16 protein-coding genes are annotated in these 14258 nt (G+C 32.6%); 5 read left to right on the top strand and 11 right to left on the bottom strand.

Going from position 1 to position 14258, the window contains the following annotated elements; translation table 11 throughout:
- Window position 1: 1 nt before the first annotated feature.
- Window positions 2-910 (bottom strand): 16S rRNA (cytosine(1402)-N(4))-methyltransferase RsmH, encoded by a 909-nt coding sequence (rsmH, locus tag IEV15_RS00475; protein WP_188360532.1) that lies wholly within the window; start codon window positions 908-910, stop codon window positions 2-4.
- Window positions 885-1358, bottom strand: a complete 474-nt coding sequence (gene mraZ, locus IEV15_RS00470) for a division/cell wall cluster transcriptional repressor MraZ (protein WP_188360531.1) — start codon at window positions 1356-1358, stop codon at window positions 885-887. The genes rsmH and mraZ overlap by 26 nt, the downstream gene beginning before the upstream one ends.
- Window positions 1359-1753: 395 nt before the next feature.
- Here mraZ and IEV15_RS00465 point away from each other — a divergent pair, with 395 nt between their 5' ends.
- Entirely contained in the window at window positions 1754-2518 is a 765-nt protein-coding gene (locus tag IEV15_RS00465; protein ID WP_188360530.1) for an alpha/beta fold hydrolase, read from the top strand.
- A gap of 32 nt (window positions 2519-2550) precedes the next feature.
- The gene (yihA, locus tag IEV15_RS00460) at window positions 2551-3168 is read left to right on the top strand and encodes a ribosome biogenesis GTP-binding protein YihA/YsxC (RefSeq protein ID WP_188360529.1); all 618 of its coding nucleotides are present in this window, start codon (window positions 2551-2553) and stop codon (window positions 3166-3168) included.
- Here yihA and gldC read toward each other — a convergent pair.
- Window positions 3165-3497, bottom strand: a complete 333-nt coding sequence (gene gldC, locus IEV15_RS00455; protein WP_188360528.1) for a gliding motility protein GldC — start codon at window positions 3495-3497, stop codon at window positions 3165-3167. The genes yihA and gldC overlap by 4 nt on opposite strands.
- Window positions 3497-4462 (bottom strand): gliding motility lipoprotein GldB, encoded by a 966-nt coding sequence (gene gldB / locus IEV15_RS00450; RefSeq protein WP_188360527.1) that lies wholly within the window; start codon window positions 4460-4462, stop codon window positions 3497-3499. Before gldB ends, gldC begins: the two co-directional genes overlap by 1 nt.
- Before the next feature lie 103 nt (window positions 4463-4565).
- On the opposite strand from gldB, the gene nadE reads away from it, so the two are divergent.
- On the top strand, window positions 4566-5381 hold the full coding sequence (gene nadE, locus IEV15_RS00445) for an NAD(+) synthase (RefSeq protein ID WP_188360526.1): 816 nt from the start codon (window positions 4566-4568) through the stop codon (window positions 5379-5381).
- 102 nt (window positions 5382-5483) lie between these two features.
- Window positions 5484-6113 carry a response regulator transcription factor gene (locus IEV15_RS00440; protein WP_188360525.1) on the top strand — a complete coding sequence of 210 codons (630 nt, stop codon included), beginning with the start codon at window positions 5484-5486 and terminating at the stop codon, window positions 6111-6113.
- Window positions 6114-6142: 29 nt separating this feature from the next.
- On the opposite strand, the gene dnaG is transcribed toward IEV15_RS00440, so the two are convergent.
- The 6 genes from dnaG to rlmN all read right to left on the bottom strand — a co-directional run bounded on the left by dnaG (window position 6143) and on the right by rlmN (window position 12983).
- Complete coding sequence (gene dnaG / locus IEV15_RS00435; protein ID WP_188360524.1) at window positions 6143-8131, bottom strand: DNA primase; 1989 nt, start codon at window positions 8129-8131, stop codon at window positions 6143-6145.
- Window positions 8132-8248: 117 nt separating this feature from the next.
- Window positions 8249-9334 carry a hypothetical protein gene (locus tag IEV15_RS00430; RefSeq protein WP_188360523.1) on the bottom strand — a complete coding sequence of 362 codons (1086 nt, stop codon included), beginning with the start codon at window positions 9332-9334 and terminating at the stop codon, window positions 8249-8251.
- 36 nt (window positions 9335-9370) lie between these two features.
- Window positions 9371-10051 carry a hypothetical protein gene (locus IEV15_RS00425; RefSeq protein ID WP_188360522.1) on the bottom strand — a complete coding sequence of 227 codons (681 nt, stop codon included), beginning with the start codon at window positions 10049-10051 and terminating at the stop codon, window positions 9371-9373.
- Complete coding sequence (locus tag IEV15_RS00420; protein ID WP_188360521.1) at window positions 10038-10598, bottom strand: RNA polymerase sigma factor; 561 nt, start codon at window positions 10596-10598, stop codon at window positions 10038-10040. Before IEV15_RS00420 ends, IEV15_RS00425 begins: the two co-directional genes overlap by 14 nt.
- A 304-nt stretch (window positions 10599-10902) precedes the next feature.
- A complete protein-coding gene (locus tag IEV15_RS00415) occupies window positions 10903-11883 on the bottom strand; it encodes a polyprenyl synthetase family protein (protein ID WP_188360520.1) in 981 nt (326 codons plus the stop codon).
- Between the two features lie 47 nt (window positions 11884-11930).
- Entirely contained in the window at window positions 11931-12983 is a 1053-nt protein-coding gene (gene rlmN / locus IEV15_RS00410) for a dual-specificity RNA methyltransferase RlmN (protein ID WP_188360918.1), read from the bottom strand.
- Between the two features lie 71 nt (window positions 12984-13054).
- On the opposite strand from rlmN, the gene IEV15_RS00405 reads away from it, so the two are divergent.
- Window positions 13055-13696 (top strand): O-methyltransferase, encoded by a 642-nt coding sequence (locus IEV15_RS00405; RefSeq protein WP_188360519.1) that lies wholly within the window; start codon window positions 13055-13057, stop codon window positions 13694-13696.
- On the opposite strand, the gene IEV15_RS00400 is transcribed toward IEV15_RS00405, so the two are convergent.
- Window positions 13693-14256, bottom strand: a complete 564-nt coding sequence (locus IEV15_RS00400) for a phosphatase PAP2 family protein (protein ID WP_188360518.1) — start codon at window positions 14254-14256, stop codon at window positions 13693-13695. The two genes, IEV15_RS00405 and IEV15_RS00400, sit on opposite strands and share 4 nt — an antisense overlap.
- Between the last annotated feature and the right edge of the window lie 2 nt (window positions 14257-14258).

Below are 14258 nucleotides of genomic sequence, written 5' to 3'. Positions count from 1 at the left end.
TTTAGACTTTTTCTGCTATTCTTAGTTTTGCACTTCTGGCTCTGTTGTTTATTCGTATTTCATCATTAGTTGGCACTATCAATTTACCTATATGCTTCAGCGGTACAGAAAAATTGCCAAAAAAATCACGTTCAGGTTCACCTTCAAACATGCCGTTTTTCATGAATCTTTTTACCAAACGATCTTCTAATGAATGATAAGAAATTACACTCAATCTGCCTTGTGGCTTTAAAATTTCCAACGACTGAGTTAAAAATTCTTTTAAAACTTCCATTTCTTGATTCACTTCAATTCGAATGGCTTGATATATTTGAGCTAATATTTTATGACTTTTATGAGCCGGTAAAAATCTGCTCAAGACTTGTTTTAATTGTTCTGTGTTTTTAATAGGATGATCTTTTCTAGCTAAAACAATTGTATTTGCAATAGCTCCGGCATTTTTTAATTCTCCAAACTCAAAAAATAATTTTTTTAAAGCGGCTTCTTCATAATTATTAACCACCATGAATGCACTTAAATCTCCTTTTTGATTCATTCTCATATCCAGTTCCGCATCAAAACGGGTTGAAAAACCTCGTTCAGCCACATCAAATTGATGTGAAGAAACTCCCAAATCAGCTAAAATTCCATCAACAGACTTGACTCCTTGAAATCTTAAAAAGTTTTTGATGAATCTGAAATTTTCTTTAATCAAACAAAACCGTTCGTCGTTCAAAGCATTTTCCCATGCATCTTGATCTTGATCAAAAGCAAACAATCTGCCTTTTGGACTCAACCTGCTAAGAATTTCTTTGGAATGTCCGCCACCACCAAAGGTCACATCAACATAAACTCCATCCGGATTTATGTTTAGACCATCTATAGATTCTTTTAAAAGAACCGGGTTATGATATTCCATTATCATCGTCATTTATATTTCCCATTACATCTTCAGCCAAATCGGCAAAATCAATTGTTGCATCATCAATTGATTTTTCATATAAATCTTTGTCCCATATTTCAACAATATTCACTGCTGAAGACAATACCAAATCTTTTTTTATTGAAGCAAAAACCACTAAATCTTTTGGAATTAACAACCTTCCCAGATTATCAATTTCTACCACTTTAACTCCGGCGGTAAACCGACGAATAAAATCATTGTTCTTTTTAACAAACTTGTTTAACTTATTTACTTTATTCATCAAAACATTCCATTCCGCCATCGGATACAATTCCAAACAAGGTTGAAAAACCGAACGCTTCAACACAAAACCTTCTTGCAACGATGACGCCAATTGCTTTTTTAAAGGAGCCGGCAACATGAGCCTTCCTTTAGCATCAACTTTACATTCATATGTTCCAATTATACTATTCAATTGAATTGAGTTTGTGTGTAATAGTAGCAAAAATAAAAATATTTTACCACAAATTACCACAAATTACCACTTTGTTGATAAGTTTTACCACTACTATTAAATTTTGACTAAAATGCAGCTGTCCAATTTTTTAAGTTATATTTAACAAATCATCAAAAAACAAACGATTTAAAACAATAAAAAACAACAATTGGCATTTTTACTGCATTTTATTCAAAAAAATTAAGGAATAAAAGAAAGTGAAAAAAATAAATAAAATATTGATTTTATGATTGTTAAGATTTGAAAAAAATAAATAAAGTTGCTTTAAAACTTCTTTGATAAATAAATTTTTGAAAAATTTATTTTAATCTATAAAATCTTATATTTGTGAGGAATTGAATAATCATTTTTTAATGAAAGACAACTTTAAAAAAGAAGGGAAATACTCTTATTTTGAAGCAGGCGAAGGAACCCCAATAATTGTTTTACACGGTTTAATGGGAGGATTGAGTAATTTTGACGGTGTGGCAAACTTTTTTCCAAAAGAAGGATATAAAGTTGTAATACCTGAACTTCCTATTTATACACAAAACATTTTAAAAACTAACGTCAAAGCTTTTTCAAAATATGTAAAAGACTTTATCACGTTTAAAGGATATGAGAAAGTTATTTTATTAGGAAATTCTTTAGGCGGACATATTGCCTTATATCATACTAAAATGTACCCTGAAAAAATGGCCGGACTTGTAATCACAGGCAGTTCAGGACTTTACGAAAGTGCAATGGGTGATAGTTATCCGAAACGAGGTGATTATGAATACATCCGTAAAAAAGCCGAAGACGTATTTTATGACCCAACAGTTGCAACTAAGGAAATAATTGACGATGTTTATCAAACGGTTAATGACAGAATCAAATTAATCAAAACATTAACCATAGCCAAAAGTGCAATTCGTCATAATATGGCTAAAGATTTGCCAAAAATGACAACTCCAACTTGTATAATTTGGGGAAAAAATGACAAAGTAACGCCCCCAGAAGTGGCTGTAGAATTTGACAAACTATTACCAAATTCTGATTTGTACTGGATTGATAAATGTGGACATGCTGCCATGATGGAACATCCTGATGAATTTAACCGTTTGCTTTTAGAATGGTTAAAAAAATCAAATTTATAATTCCCTTTACAAAGGGATTTTTTATTTAAGTTATGAAGATAAATACCGCTGAGTTTATAATTAGTAATTCCGAAGTAAGCAAATGTCCGAAAGACCCGCTTCCGGAATATGCTTTTATTGGAAGATCGAATGTTGGAAAATCATCGTTGATCAACATGTTGACGAATCACAAAAACTTAGCAAAAACCTCATCAAAACCGGGAAAAACACAACTGATTAATCATTTTAAAATTAACAGCAATTGGTTTTTGGTTGATTTACCAGGTTATGGATATGCAAAAGTGTCTAAAAGGACGAAAGAAATTTTTCAAAAGTTCATTACTGATTATTTTGAAAAAAGAGAACAATTGGTTTGTGCTTTTGTGTTAATTGACATCCGACTTGAAGCTCAAAAAATTGACCTTGAATTTATAAATTATCTTGGCGTAACCGAGGTGCCATTTTGTATCGTTTTTACCAAAGCTGACAAAATTGGAAAAACCAAAATCGATTCCCATATTTCAGCTTACAAAAAACAAGTTTTGGCCAATGGTTGGGAAGAAATGCCGCAACATTTTGTAACTTCATCAACAGAAGCCTTGGGAAAAGAATCCATTTTGACTTTTATTGACGATATCAATCAGCAGTTCTTTAAGACGAATACTTTTTAAGATTTTAACTCTAGCTTTTCAGCAAAATATTCACAAAAATCACGCATAGTGTCTGCCATTTTAGTATCAGTTGTGGCTCGTTCATAAGTGTCTGACATGGCGACTAATGTTTCGTAGAAAAAACGTTTCATTTCATCAACAGGCATATCTTTGGTCCACAAATCAATCTTCATAGTTTGCTTTTCTTGATTGTTCCAAACCGACAATAATATTGCTTTCGATTCTTGATTTACAACGCCACCATCCTCAGCAGACCATTGTAACTTTTCAGGAATTTGATTTTCGTCTAATTCTATAAAAAGATTTATTTCAGATTGTTTCGTTGCCATTACTTTTTGGGTTTATATCGGGATAATTCAAATAATTCTCTAGCATCCATAGCTAATAATTGCTGCAAAGATACATTATTGTTTTTCATATAAGAACGCACAATTTGCCAACCTAACCACACACCAACACGACCCGTGGATTCATTGTCAATATCAAGATAGAACTTTGAAAATGGTGCCGGAGCAATAAATCGGTGAACTAATTTTAAATCAGTACTATATAAATAAGATTCTTGAATAAAATTGAGCCACATCTCATTTTCGTTAGCTTCACACCACTCCAACTGTTCTTTGGTATAACCTATTTTATCATAATCAGCATAATCGGGCAGCAAAATATCTTTTAAATAAAGTTCTTTTCCATAATAAATCATTTGCGAAATAAACATTCTGTCTCTTGCTGGGGTAGTTACTTTAGTATTGAATTCAGTGACAATATCCGGTAGAATTTGAGAACGCTCAAAAGTTTGGCAAAAATAACCCGGAAATTCACCTACATAATATTTATGGTCTTTCCCTAAATATAAGTCTAACGAAAGAATCATCAAACTATCGGTCAGAATCACTTTGTTTTGGTATTCCATTTCACTAATCAAAGTTGTGATTGTTGAAGGCATTTTAAAATCAGGGAAATAGAATTTTATATGTCTATAAAGGTCTTCAATTTCATTTTGAACCGGAGTAAAATCACTGTATTTTTTTTGAACCTCTTCATACAATTCTCTATACAATGGATCTTGAATTTTGTTTATAAAAACAGAATCAGCAATTTCCTCCGGAAAAAAAACAGAATATTCAGAACGCATCGTTTTGAATTCGGAAATTGGTGTTTCATAGAGAAATTTGTCAAAACGAACTATATTTAAATCAACAGACAATTCTTCAATTTCTTTTGGTAAAGAAGATTTTTCATTACACGAAAAGAGGAACAAAAAGCAAACGAAAAATAAAATTTTCTTTGACATATTTAAAAATATAATGTGTTAAGACCTTTTATCAAATGTTTTTTTACTTTTACAAAAAAATAAGGCTTTGCAAATATACAATGCTCAATTTACTAGATAACAAATGACACCAAAAAATACTCTTGCTATTGAAAAAATAAACAATTTCATAGTAAATTGGCTAAAAGATTATGCCTTAAACGCAAAAGTAAACGGTTTTGTTGTTGGTGTTTCCGGAGGAATTGATAGTGCGGTAACTTCAACACTATGTGCTCAAACCGGTTTAAAGACTTTATGTTTGGAATTACCCATACATCAAGCTCAAAGTCATGTAGATAGAAAAAGAGAACACATTCAACAATTAAAAAATAGATTTCCTAATGTAGAAAGTTTGAATGTGGATTTGACCAATTCCTTTGAAACTTTCAAAAAATGCTTACCTGATTATGAATCACATCCACAACAAGCACTTACTTTAGCCAACACGAGAGCCCGACTTAGAATGACAACTTTGTATTATTTTGCAGGAATTCATGGTTTGTTAGTAGCCGGAACCGGAAACAAAGTTGAAGATTTTGGAGTTGGTTTTTATACAAAATATGGTGATGGAGGCGTAGATTTAAGTCCGATTGCTGATTTAATGAAATCAGAAGTATATAAATTAGGAGCATTTCTAAAAGTTCCCAATTCAATTTTAGTAGCTCAACCTACTGATGGTTTATTTGGCGATAGTCGCACTGACGAAGACCAACTTGGAGCTAGCTATGACGAATTGGAATGGGCGATGAATAAAGAGGCTGAAGGAAAATTAGCAACAGATTTCTCAGGAAGAGAAAAAGAAGTTTTTACAATTTTTAAAAGATTAAATTCTGCTAATCAACACAAAATGAGACCCATTCCAGTTTGTGAAATCCCTAATGAAATCAAATTTTCCTACTAAAGAAATAAAAATTTTTAACATTTTTACTACATAAATGAAAAATTTATGTTATCTTTAACAGCCCTAATAAAATTAATCATTTCAACCAAAATACCACTTATCATGATTAAAGTTTGTTTAGCCGACAACCAACCTGTTGTTCACTTTGGGGTTAAATCGTATTTTAAGGATCATGCTGAAATCAGTTTAGTTGGCCATGTAGGCAATTATAATATGATTTTAGACTTACTTAAAATCAAACCCGTAGACGTATTAATTTTAGACCTTGAACTTGAGGGTTTGAGCAGTTTAAATATGGTGAAATTTCTTTTAAAGGAATTTCCAAGCACAAAAATTATTATTTTCAGCAATCTGTCTGAAAACATCTATGCACCAAATGCTTTGAAAGCCGGTGTTTCATCCTATTTACATAAAACTTCAAAATTGGAAACTTTAGGTAATACAATTACAAAAGTTAGCCACGGAGCGATTATTTATAGTGATACCGTTAAGAAAAACTTAGCATTAATTGCAAAACAAAACAAAAGCGAGCGTTTGTATAGAAAACTATCCAATCGCGAAATTGAAGTACTACGCTTTTTGAGTGATGGGAAGAAAAATAATGAAATCTCTAAAATTTTAGGATTGAATGAAAAAACCATCAGTACTTATAAATTGCGATTACTGACCAAATTGAATGTTACCAACCTAGTGGATTTAGTTAATAAAGCAAAAACATTAGAAATCGTTTAATAGAAAAAAGACCTCAATTGGGGTCTTTTTTAGTTATAATCTGTTCGCATTCTTCCAATTCTACGGGTAATCGTAACTTTGAGTTTGTTGTAATCGTTTATTAAGGTTATTATTTCTTCTGGTGTAAATTCAGGTGCATCTTCCTGAATTTGCAACATCAATTCTCTATTAATTTTATTGATAAGATATTCCCTAAAGGTAACTATTGTTTCGGATACCAATCGAGATAGAATTTCAAAATCATCTTTCTCCTTAACAAAAACCTGCTTTTTATCTAACCAACCATGCAATTGGTATTTTTCATCATTCATTAAAATATCTGTAACTACATCCGCATGTTCCGGCGATAAGTTGTTGAGATAATTATTTTTATCAAACAATTCATTTTGGTGGTATTGTGAAACTAAATCAATATAAATAGCATTAAAAACCGGATTCGCCAATTCGATTTCGTCTTCTTGTAAACTCAAATATATACGTTCATAAATTTTTTGTTTTACCTTTTCAATAATTTCAACCTCTTTCCCATTTTCATCAAATTGAACAAAAACATTTTCAAATTCTACTTCATGATGTCCGTAAAGCATTAAAATTTCGAGGATTGACTTTTCTAATAAGGTAACAATATCAACTTTTGAAACATTTTGATCCGTTTCATTTTTAACTACATCAAACGCTTTTTGTTCTTGTTTGAATTTTTTATTGGCCTCAGACAAATCTTTTTGAGCCATTTGTGCCAACGTGCTAAACAAAACATCTTCAGAGATATCCATGATTCGACTACATTCCTGAATGTAAATTTCTCTTTTAATTCTATCAGGAATTTTAGAAATACTCGTCACCATATCCCTAATTAATTCGGCTTTTTTGATAGGATCATTCTTAGCATCTTGCATTAACAAAGAAGCTTTGAACTGAATAAAGTCTTTAGCATTTTCGTCTAAATACTTTATCAATTCTTCATAAGGTGTTTTTTTGGCAAAACTATCCGGGTCATCTCCATCTGGAAAAGTACAAACTTTGACGTTCATTCCTTCTTCCAAAATCAAGTCGATTCCGCGAAGAGAAGCTCGTAAACCCGCCGCATCGCCATCAAAAAGCACCGTAATATTTTTCGTCAATCGATTAATTAATCGAATTTGATTTGGCGTTAATGCCGTTCCTGAAGAAGAAACAACGTTTTCAATTCCGGATTGATGCATTTGAATCACATCGGTGTAACCTTCTACCAAAAAACAATTATCAAGCTTAGCAATGGCTTGTTTGGCATGAAAAATTCCGTAAAGCACATTACTTTTATGGTAAATTTCACTTTCGGGTGAATTCAAATATTTGGCCGCTTTTTTATCATTAGTCAAAATTCTACCGCCAAAACCAAGTACTCTTCCTGACATACTTTGTATTGGGAACATCACTCTTCCTTTGAATCGGTCAAACTGTTTGTCTTCACCAACAATGGTTAGTCCGGTTTTTTCTAAATATTCTAGTTTGTATGCTTTTCCGAGAGCTTCTTTAGTAAATGCATCCCATGTATTCGGCGAATAACCTAAGTTGAATTTTTTGATCGTTCCAGTAGAAAAACCACGTTCTTTAAAATACGATAATCCGATTGCTTTACCTTCTTCTTCTTCCCACAACACATGTTGAAAATATTTACTTGCGAATTCAGAAACCAAATACATGCTCTCTTTTTCATTGGCTACAGCCTTATCTTCATCGCTTGAAACAGTTTCTTCAATTTCGATATTGTATTTTTTTGCTAAATAGCGAATGGCTTCCGGAAATGAAAAATGTTCATGTTCCATTAAAAAAGTAACGGAGTTTCCTCCTTTTCCGGTACTAAAATCTTTCCAAATTTGCTTTACAGGAGAAACCATAAAAGACGGAGATTTTTCATTGGAAAACGGACTCAAGCCTTTCATATTACTTCCGGCACGTTTGAGTTGAACAAAATCACCAATCACCTCCTCAACTCGGGCGGTTTCAAATACTAAATCGATGGTGTTTTGTGTAATCACGAGCTTAAATTGGAAAGATTGTAAAAGTACATAATTCCTTATTTAGATTTACTACCAAAAATAAAAAATGGCACTCAAAATTAAGTGCCATTTTTAAAAGTATAAACTAACAAAAGATTAATTGAAATCGAATCGAACTCCTAAAGAAATATTGTTTTGATCAACCGGATTGTCTTTGAACAAGGTGTTTAAATTATATTTTAAATACAAACTTGTTTCTTTATAACCGATGTAAGTTGACAAACCATAAACAATTGGATTTGTATTAAAATCGCCTTTTTCTTTTATTTTCACTCGAACATCATCTTCTTTATATTTTAAAATTTGTTTATTTTTTACATTAAACCCTGCAAAACCTCCAACTCCTAATCTGAATGTTCTATGTGTTTTAAATCGGGTAACGCCATCTTCGTCAATGGTTTTTGGTGTAAAATCAAATTCTAAATGCATTGGAACCACCAACTGAACATTTCTAAAACGGCTTTCTCTCAAATCTAAACCAAAATCCTGCAATTCGGTTTGATCTCCATTCTTTACAAAATATCGATTATCTGTAGGTCTTAAATTGTTATACATTACCGATAAACCGTATTTTAAATGCAGTAAATTATCATTTTTAAAAATTCTGGTATTATATGATAATCCCCATTCATAGGAATGTGAGCCCCAAACTCTAAAATCGCTATCTTCTAATGAACCAAGATTACCGTCTGTAATTAAATTGTTCAAACCAAAAGAAAATACAAATTGCGATGTTGTTCGTTTTTCATAATGAGGCTTACAAGGTTTGTAATCTTTATCATCTTTCTTACCTCGTTCGTAGGAAATTATAAATCTATTTCTTCCCATTCTAACCGTATCAACATCTTGGGTCGTTTTTGTGGCAATATTTCCATCGACTTGATCTCTAACCAGTGAAGTCAATTTTTGTTCTTCTTCAGCCACACGAGTTTCAATGTTTTTAGCTCTGACTTCAGCTGCTTTTAATTTTTCAGCGTCAGCTTTTTCTTTAGAAATTACTCCGTTTTCCAAAAGCTTATTAATGTCTTCAACCTCATTTTTAAGGGCTTCTTTCTCTTCTGCTGTTATCTTTTGAATGTTTTGTGAAATAACTTTCGCTTTTTCTTCAAAAGTAACTTGACCATACAATTGCGTTGCAAAGGCACATAGCAATACTGCTACATAAAAAATAATTTTCTGCATAATTTAAAAATTTAACTGTTCGTGATTTGATTGTTTTTATTCGTGATTTCTGTTAGCTAATGATGATTTAGCTGCGTTATATTTATCGTTAAAGGTTTGAATAACTTTATTTCTGAAACTTTCATTGACTTCATTTTCTGCTGAATTCAGCAGCATATTTGCATCAACCTTTACTTGAGGTTTTAATGGCAATTCTTTCAGTTTTACTTTTTCACCGGAAGTTATTTCAGCCAAAAGAGATTCAGGATTTATATAACTGTTTGTTGATTTTTCAATAATTTTATTCTCAACAATTGGATTTTCTTTGATAGGCTGAACATCTAAAATAATGTCTTTTTTAGGGTTGATTTCGGTTTTTGATTCTATAATTTTTTTTGTTGTTTGATTGTTTACAACTGCTGTTTTTTCTACTTCTGAAAAAACATTTTCAGAATCAATTCTAATTTCATTTTTAATTGTTTCCATTTCATTTTCTAAAACAACAGGATTAGATGGAATTACATTTTCATTTGAATTTTCTTTATTCATCATAAAAATTCCAATCACCGTAAATCCCACAAAAACTGCCGCAATAGAAAGCCATTTGTAATTTCTTTTTGGCTTTTGCTCTTCAACAGAAAGCATCGCATCCAAACGATCCCATGCATTTGCAGAAGGTTGAATCTCTCGTTGACTCAACTTTTCTTTAATTTGTTTTTCTATATTATTCGGTTCCATTTTCATAATTTTTTAACTTGTTAATCAGATTTTGAAGCATCTTTCTGGCGTGTGACAATTGCGATTTTGATGTTCCTTCATTAATTCCCAGCATTACGGCAATTTCCTGATGTTTGTAACCCTCGATAGCATAAAGATTGAAAACCATCTTGTAACCATCAGGCAAACTATCGATAAGAAACTGAATGTCATCCACTGAAAATTTACTTTCGATATCGTTATGCCGTTCTTCAAAAAAAGTTTCGTCTTCAATAAACTTTACTTGTTTTTGAACTCTGATAAACGAAATACATTCATTTATCATAATCCGTCTAATCCAACCTTCAAAACTGCCTTTGTGTTCAAAATTTTTCAAACTAGAAAAAACTTTCATAAAAGCGGTAATCATTACATCTTCGGCTTGGTGCAAATCTTTGATGTATTGTCTGCAAACGCCCAACATTTTTGGCGAAAATTTTGTGTATATCTGATGTTGAGCATGTCGATTATTTTCGACAGCTAAGCAGATAAGGTCTTTTTCGTCTTGATGTAAGTTGATTACTTTCATTTTTTGCTGTAATTGATAAATGGTCACTTCCGTTTAACAATTTGTTTAAAATCAGATTCTATAGTTATAGACGAATGAAGTTTGAATTTGGTTGCATGGGGTTTGAAAAAAAATTTAAAAAAATAGTAACTAATTAAAATTCAATAATTTAAAATTAATTAAAAATAATTAAGTATGATAAACTTTTATTGTAAAAACAGTTTTGCCTGCTTCGCAGGAGATTTTTATTTCGACTTCGTCATCTTGCAAAATGACAAAACCGAGACTAAGACTGAAAACTCCCTACTATCAACTCCCTACAAAATTATTTCTTTCTCTCAATCACATAATTCACCATCAAAATCAAAGCATCTTTGTATGCTGAAGTTGGAAAATTATTTAAAAGTTGCAAAGCTTCCTGTTGGTATTGAATCATTTTCTGTTCAGCATAGTCTAATCCGTTATTGTTTTTCACAAAAGCAATAACCTCTTTGACTCTTTTTTTGTCTTTATTATGATTTTTGATAGAATTGATGAGCCAACTTTTTTCCTTGGAAGTACAATTATTTAAGACATAAATAAGAGGAAGCGTCATTTTTTGCTCTTTGATATCAATTCCGGTAGGTTTGCCAATAGCTTCGTCTGTATAATCAAATAAATCATCTTTAATTTGAAAAGCCATTCCGATTAGTTCGCCAAATTTCCTCATTTTTTCGACCACTTCTTGATTCTCGGGTAAAACCGAACAAGCTCCAAGCGAACAACAAGCTGCAATTAACGTAGCCGTTTTTTGGCGGATGATTTCGTAGTAAATGTCTTCTGTAATATCTAATCTTCTGGCTTTTTCAATTTGAAGTAATTCACCTTCACTCATTTCACGAACGGCAACAGAAATGATTTTCAATAAATCAAAATCATTGTTATCAATAGAAAGCAGTAATCCTTTGGATAATAAAAAATCACCCACTAAAACGGCGATTTTGTTTTTCCACAACGCATTAATGGAAAAAAATCCGCGACGGCGATTACTGTCATCCACAACGTCGTCATGTACTAGTGTAGCCGTGTGAATCAATTCGATAACCGAAGCACCGCGATAGGTTCGTTCGTTTACAAAACCTTCCGACACCATTTTGGCTGTAAGGAACACAAACATCGGACGCATTTGTTTTCCTTTTCGGTTTACGATATAATAGGTGATTCTGTTGAGCAACGCCACTTTGGAAGACATCGATTCATAGAACTTTTTTTCAAAAAGTTCCATCTCTTTGATGATGGGTTGCTTGATTTGTTCGGTGATTTTCATGAAAGTTCAAAGATAGTTAGAAAGTTAGAAAATCACAACTTGAATTATTAGGAAACTGCTTCGTTTTTATTGGCCAATTGACCACAAGCGGCATCAATATCTTTTCCACGGCTTCTTCGCACTTTGGCGATCACGCCGATTTTGTCTAACGCTTTCACATATTCTTCTAAAGCAGCATCCGAAGCCTGTTGAAACATTCCATCATCAATGGGGTTATATTCAATTAAATTGACTTTGCAAGGCACATACTTGCAGAATTTCACCAAGGCATCAATTGATTTTTTATCGTCGTTGATTCCTTTCCAAACTACATATTCATAGGTAATCTTGCTTTTGGTTTTTTGGTACCAATATTCTAAACTTTCACGCAATTCTTTCAGCGGAAAACTTTTGGAAAAAGGCATGATTTCAGCACGAATCTCATCGATTGCTGAATGTAGCGAAACGGCTAATTTGAATTTCACTTCTTCATCGGCCATTTTTTTAATCATTTTAGGAATTCCCGAAGTCGAAAGTGTGATTCGTTTGGGCGACATTCCTAATCCTTCCGGCGAAGTAATCATTTCGATGGCTTTGATGACGTTGTTATAATTCATCAATGGTTCGCCCATTCCCATAAAAACGATGTTAGAAAGCGGTCGATCAAAATACAAACGGCTTTCGTTATCGATGGCAACCACTTGATCGTAAATTTCGTCAGGGTTTAAGTTTCGCATTCGCTTTAAACGAGCCGTTGCACAAAAATTACAATCTAAACTACAACCTACTTGACTGGAAACGCAAGCGGTGGTTCGAGTTGCGGTGGGAATTAAAACGCTTTCAACCACCAAGCCATCATACAAACGAACTGCGTTTTTCACAGTTCCGTCTTCGCTCCGTTGCATTTGATCTACTTTGATGTGGTTAATAACAAAATTATCTTCCAACATTTGACGAGTTTCTTTGGAAACATTGGTCATGTCTTCAAAAGAATACACTTTTTTGCTCCACAACCATTCATACACTTGATTGCCACGGAAAGCTTTGTCGCCATTGGCCACAAAAAAATCCCGTAGTTGTGTTTTGGTTAATGCCCGAATGTCTTTTTTGGTGGTATTCATGGTGCAAAAATAGGAACTATTTACGGAATTGATTGATTTGTAATTTGTAATTTTGTCGAAAATCATTTTACATGCATTTCCTTTCCGAAGATTTAGAAGATTACGTGACGGCTCATTCGCAAGATGAACCGGAATTATTAGCCCTATTAAACAAAGAAACCTACCAAAAAATATTGTTGCCTCGAATGTTGAGTGGACATTTTCAGGGACGGGTTTTGAGTATGTTATCGAAATTAATTCGACCAACTTCTATTTTAGAAATTGGGACTTATACGGGTTATGCTACCTTATGTTTGTGTGAAGGCATGCAAGAAAACGGAATTGTTCATACCATTGACATCAAAGAAGAATTGGTTGATTTTCAACGGAAATATTTTGATAAATCGCCTTGGGGAAGTCAGATTATGCAACACTTGGGTGAAGCTGTAGCTATTATTCCAACCTTAGAAACAAAATTTGATTTGGTTTTTATTGATGCGGATAAAGAGAACTACCTAAACTACTATGAATTGATAGTTCCAAAAATGAACAAAGGCGGAATTATTTTATCAGATAATGTGTTATGGTCAGGAAAAGTAGTTGAACCTTTGAAAGAAGGCGATTTGAGTACGAAAATTTTATTGGAATACAATCAACGTTTAAAGAATGACCCGAGAGTAGAAACGGTGTTGTTGCCTATTCGAGATGGATTAACGGTGAGTCGGGTGCTTTAATTGGTCGGGAAATACTTAGGCTGCATTATTTTATAAATACGATAAAATAAAGTTCCGGTAAAAATTCCGAAAATATAGCCTGAAATAATATCTGCAGGAAAATGCAATCCGAGATAAATGCGACTGTAAGCAAAAATCAATGGAAAAAGGAATAACAAAAATAAATACTTAAAATGATTTCTAAATAGAAAAAAAATAAAAGTCGTGGTTGCCATAGAACTAGAAGCGTGACCCGAAAAATAACCATACGAACTTCGTTCTAACACTTCTCGAACTTGACCTTCTAAAGTTGGGTCACTACAAGGTCGAAGACGTTCGAACATGTACTTGCTAAGATTGGTTAATTGGTCAGTGACGAGAATTAAAGCCGCTAGAAAAAGTACTAAAATTCCAAATTGTTTCCAACCGATTTTTTTGATGATGAAGTAGAAAACAAAAACAAATAACGGTGACCAATGCAATTGTTTGGTGATAAATAACCAAAAACCATCCCATTGTTCTGATCCAAGGTTGTTGAGAAAAAGAAATAAATTTTTATCGAGTTGAATTAGTTCTTCCAAGG

This window comes from Flavobacterium orientale (genome assembly GCF_014638005.1).
GTDB lineage: Bacteria > Bacteroidota > Bacteroidia > Flavobacteriales > Flavobacteriaceae > Flavobacterium > Flavobacterium orientale.
This window is presented reverse-complemented; position numbering and strand designations above follow the sequence as displayed.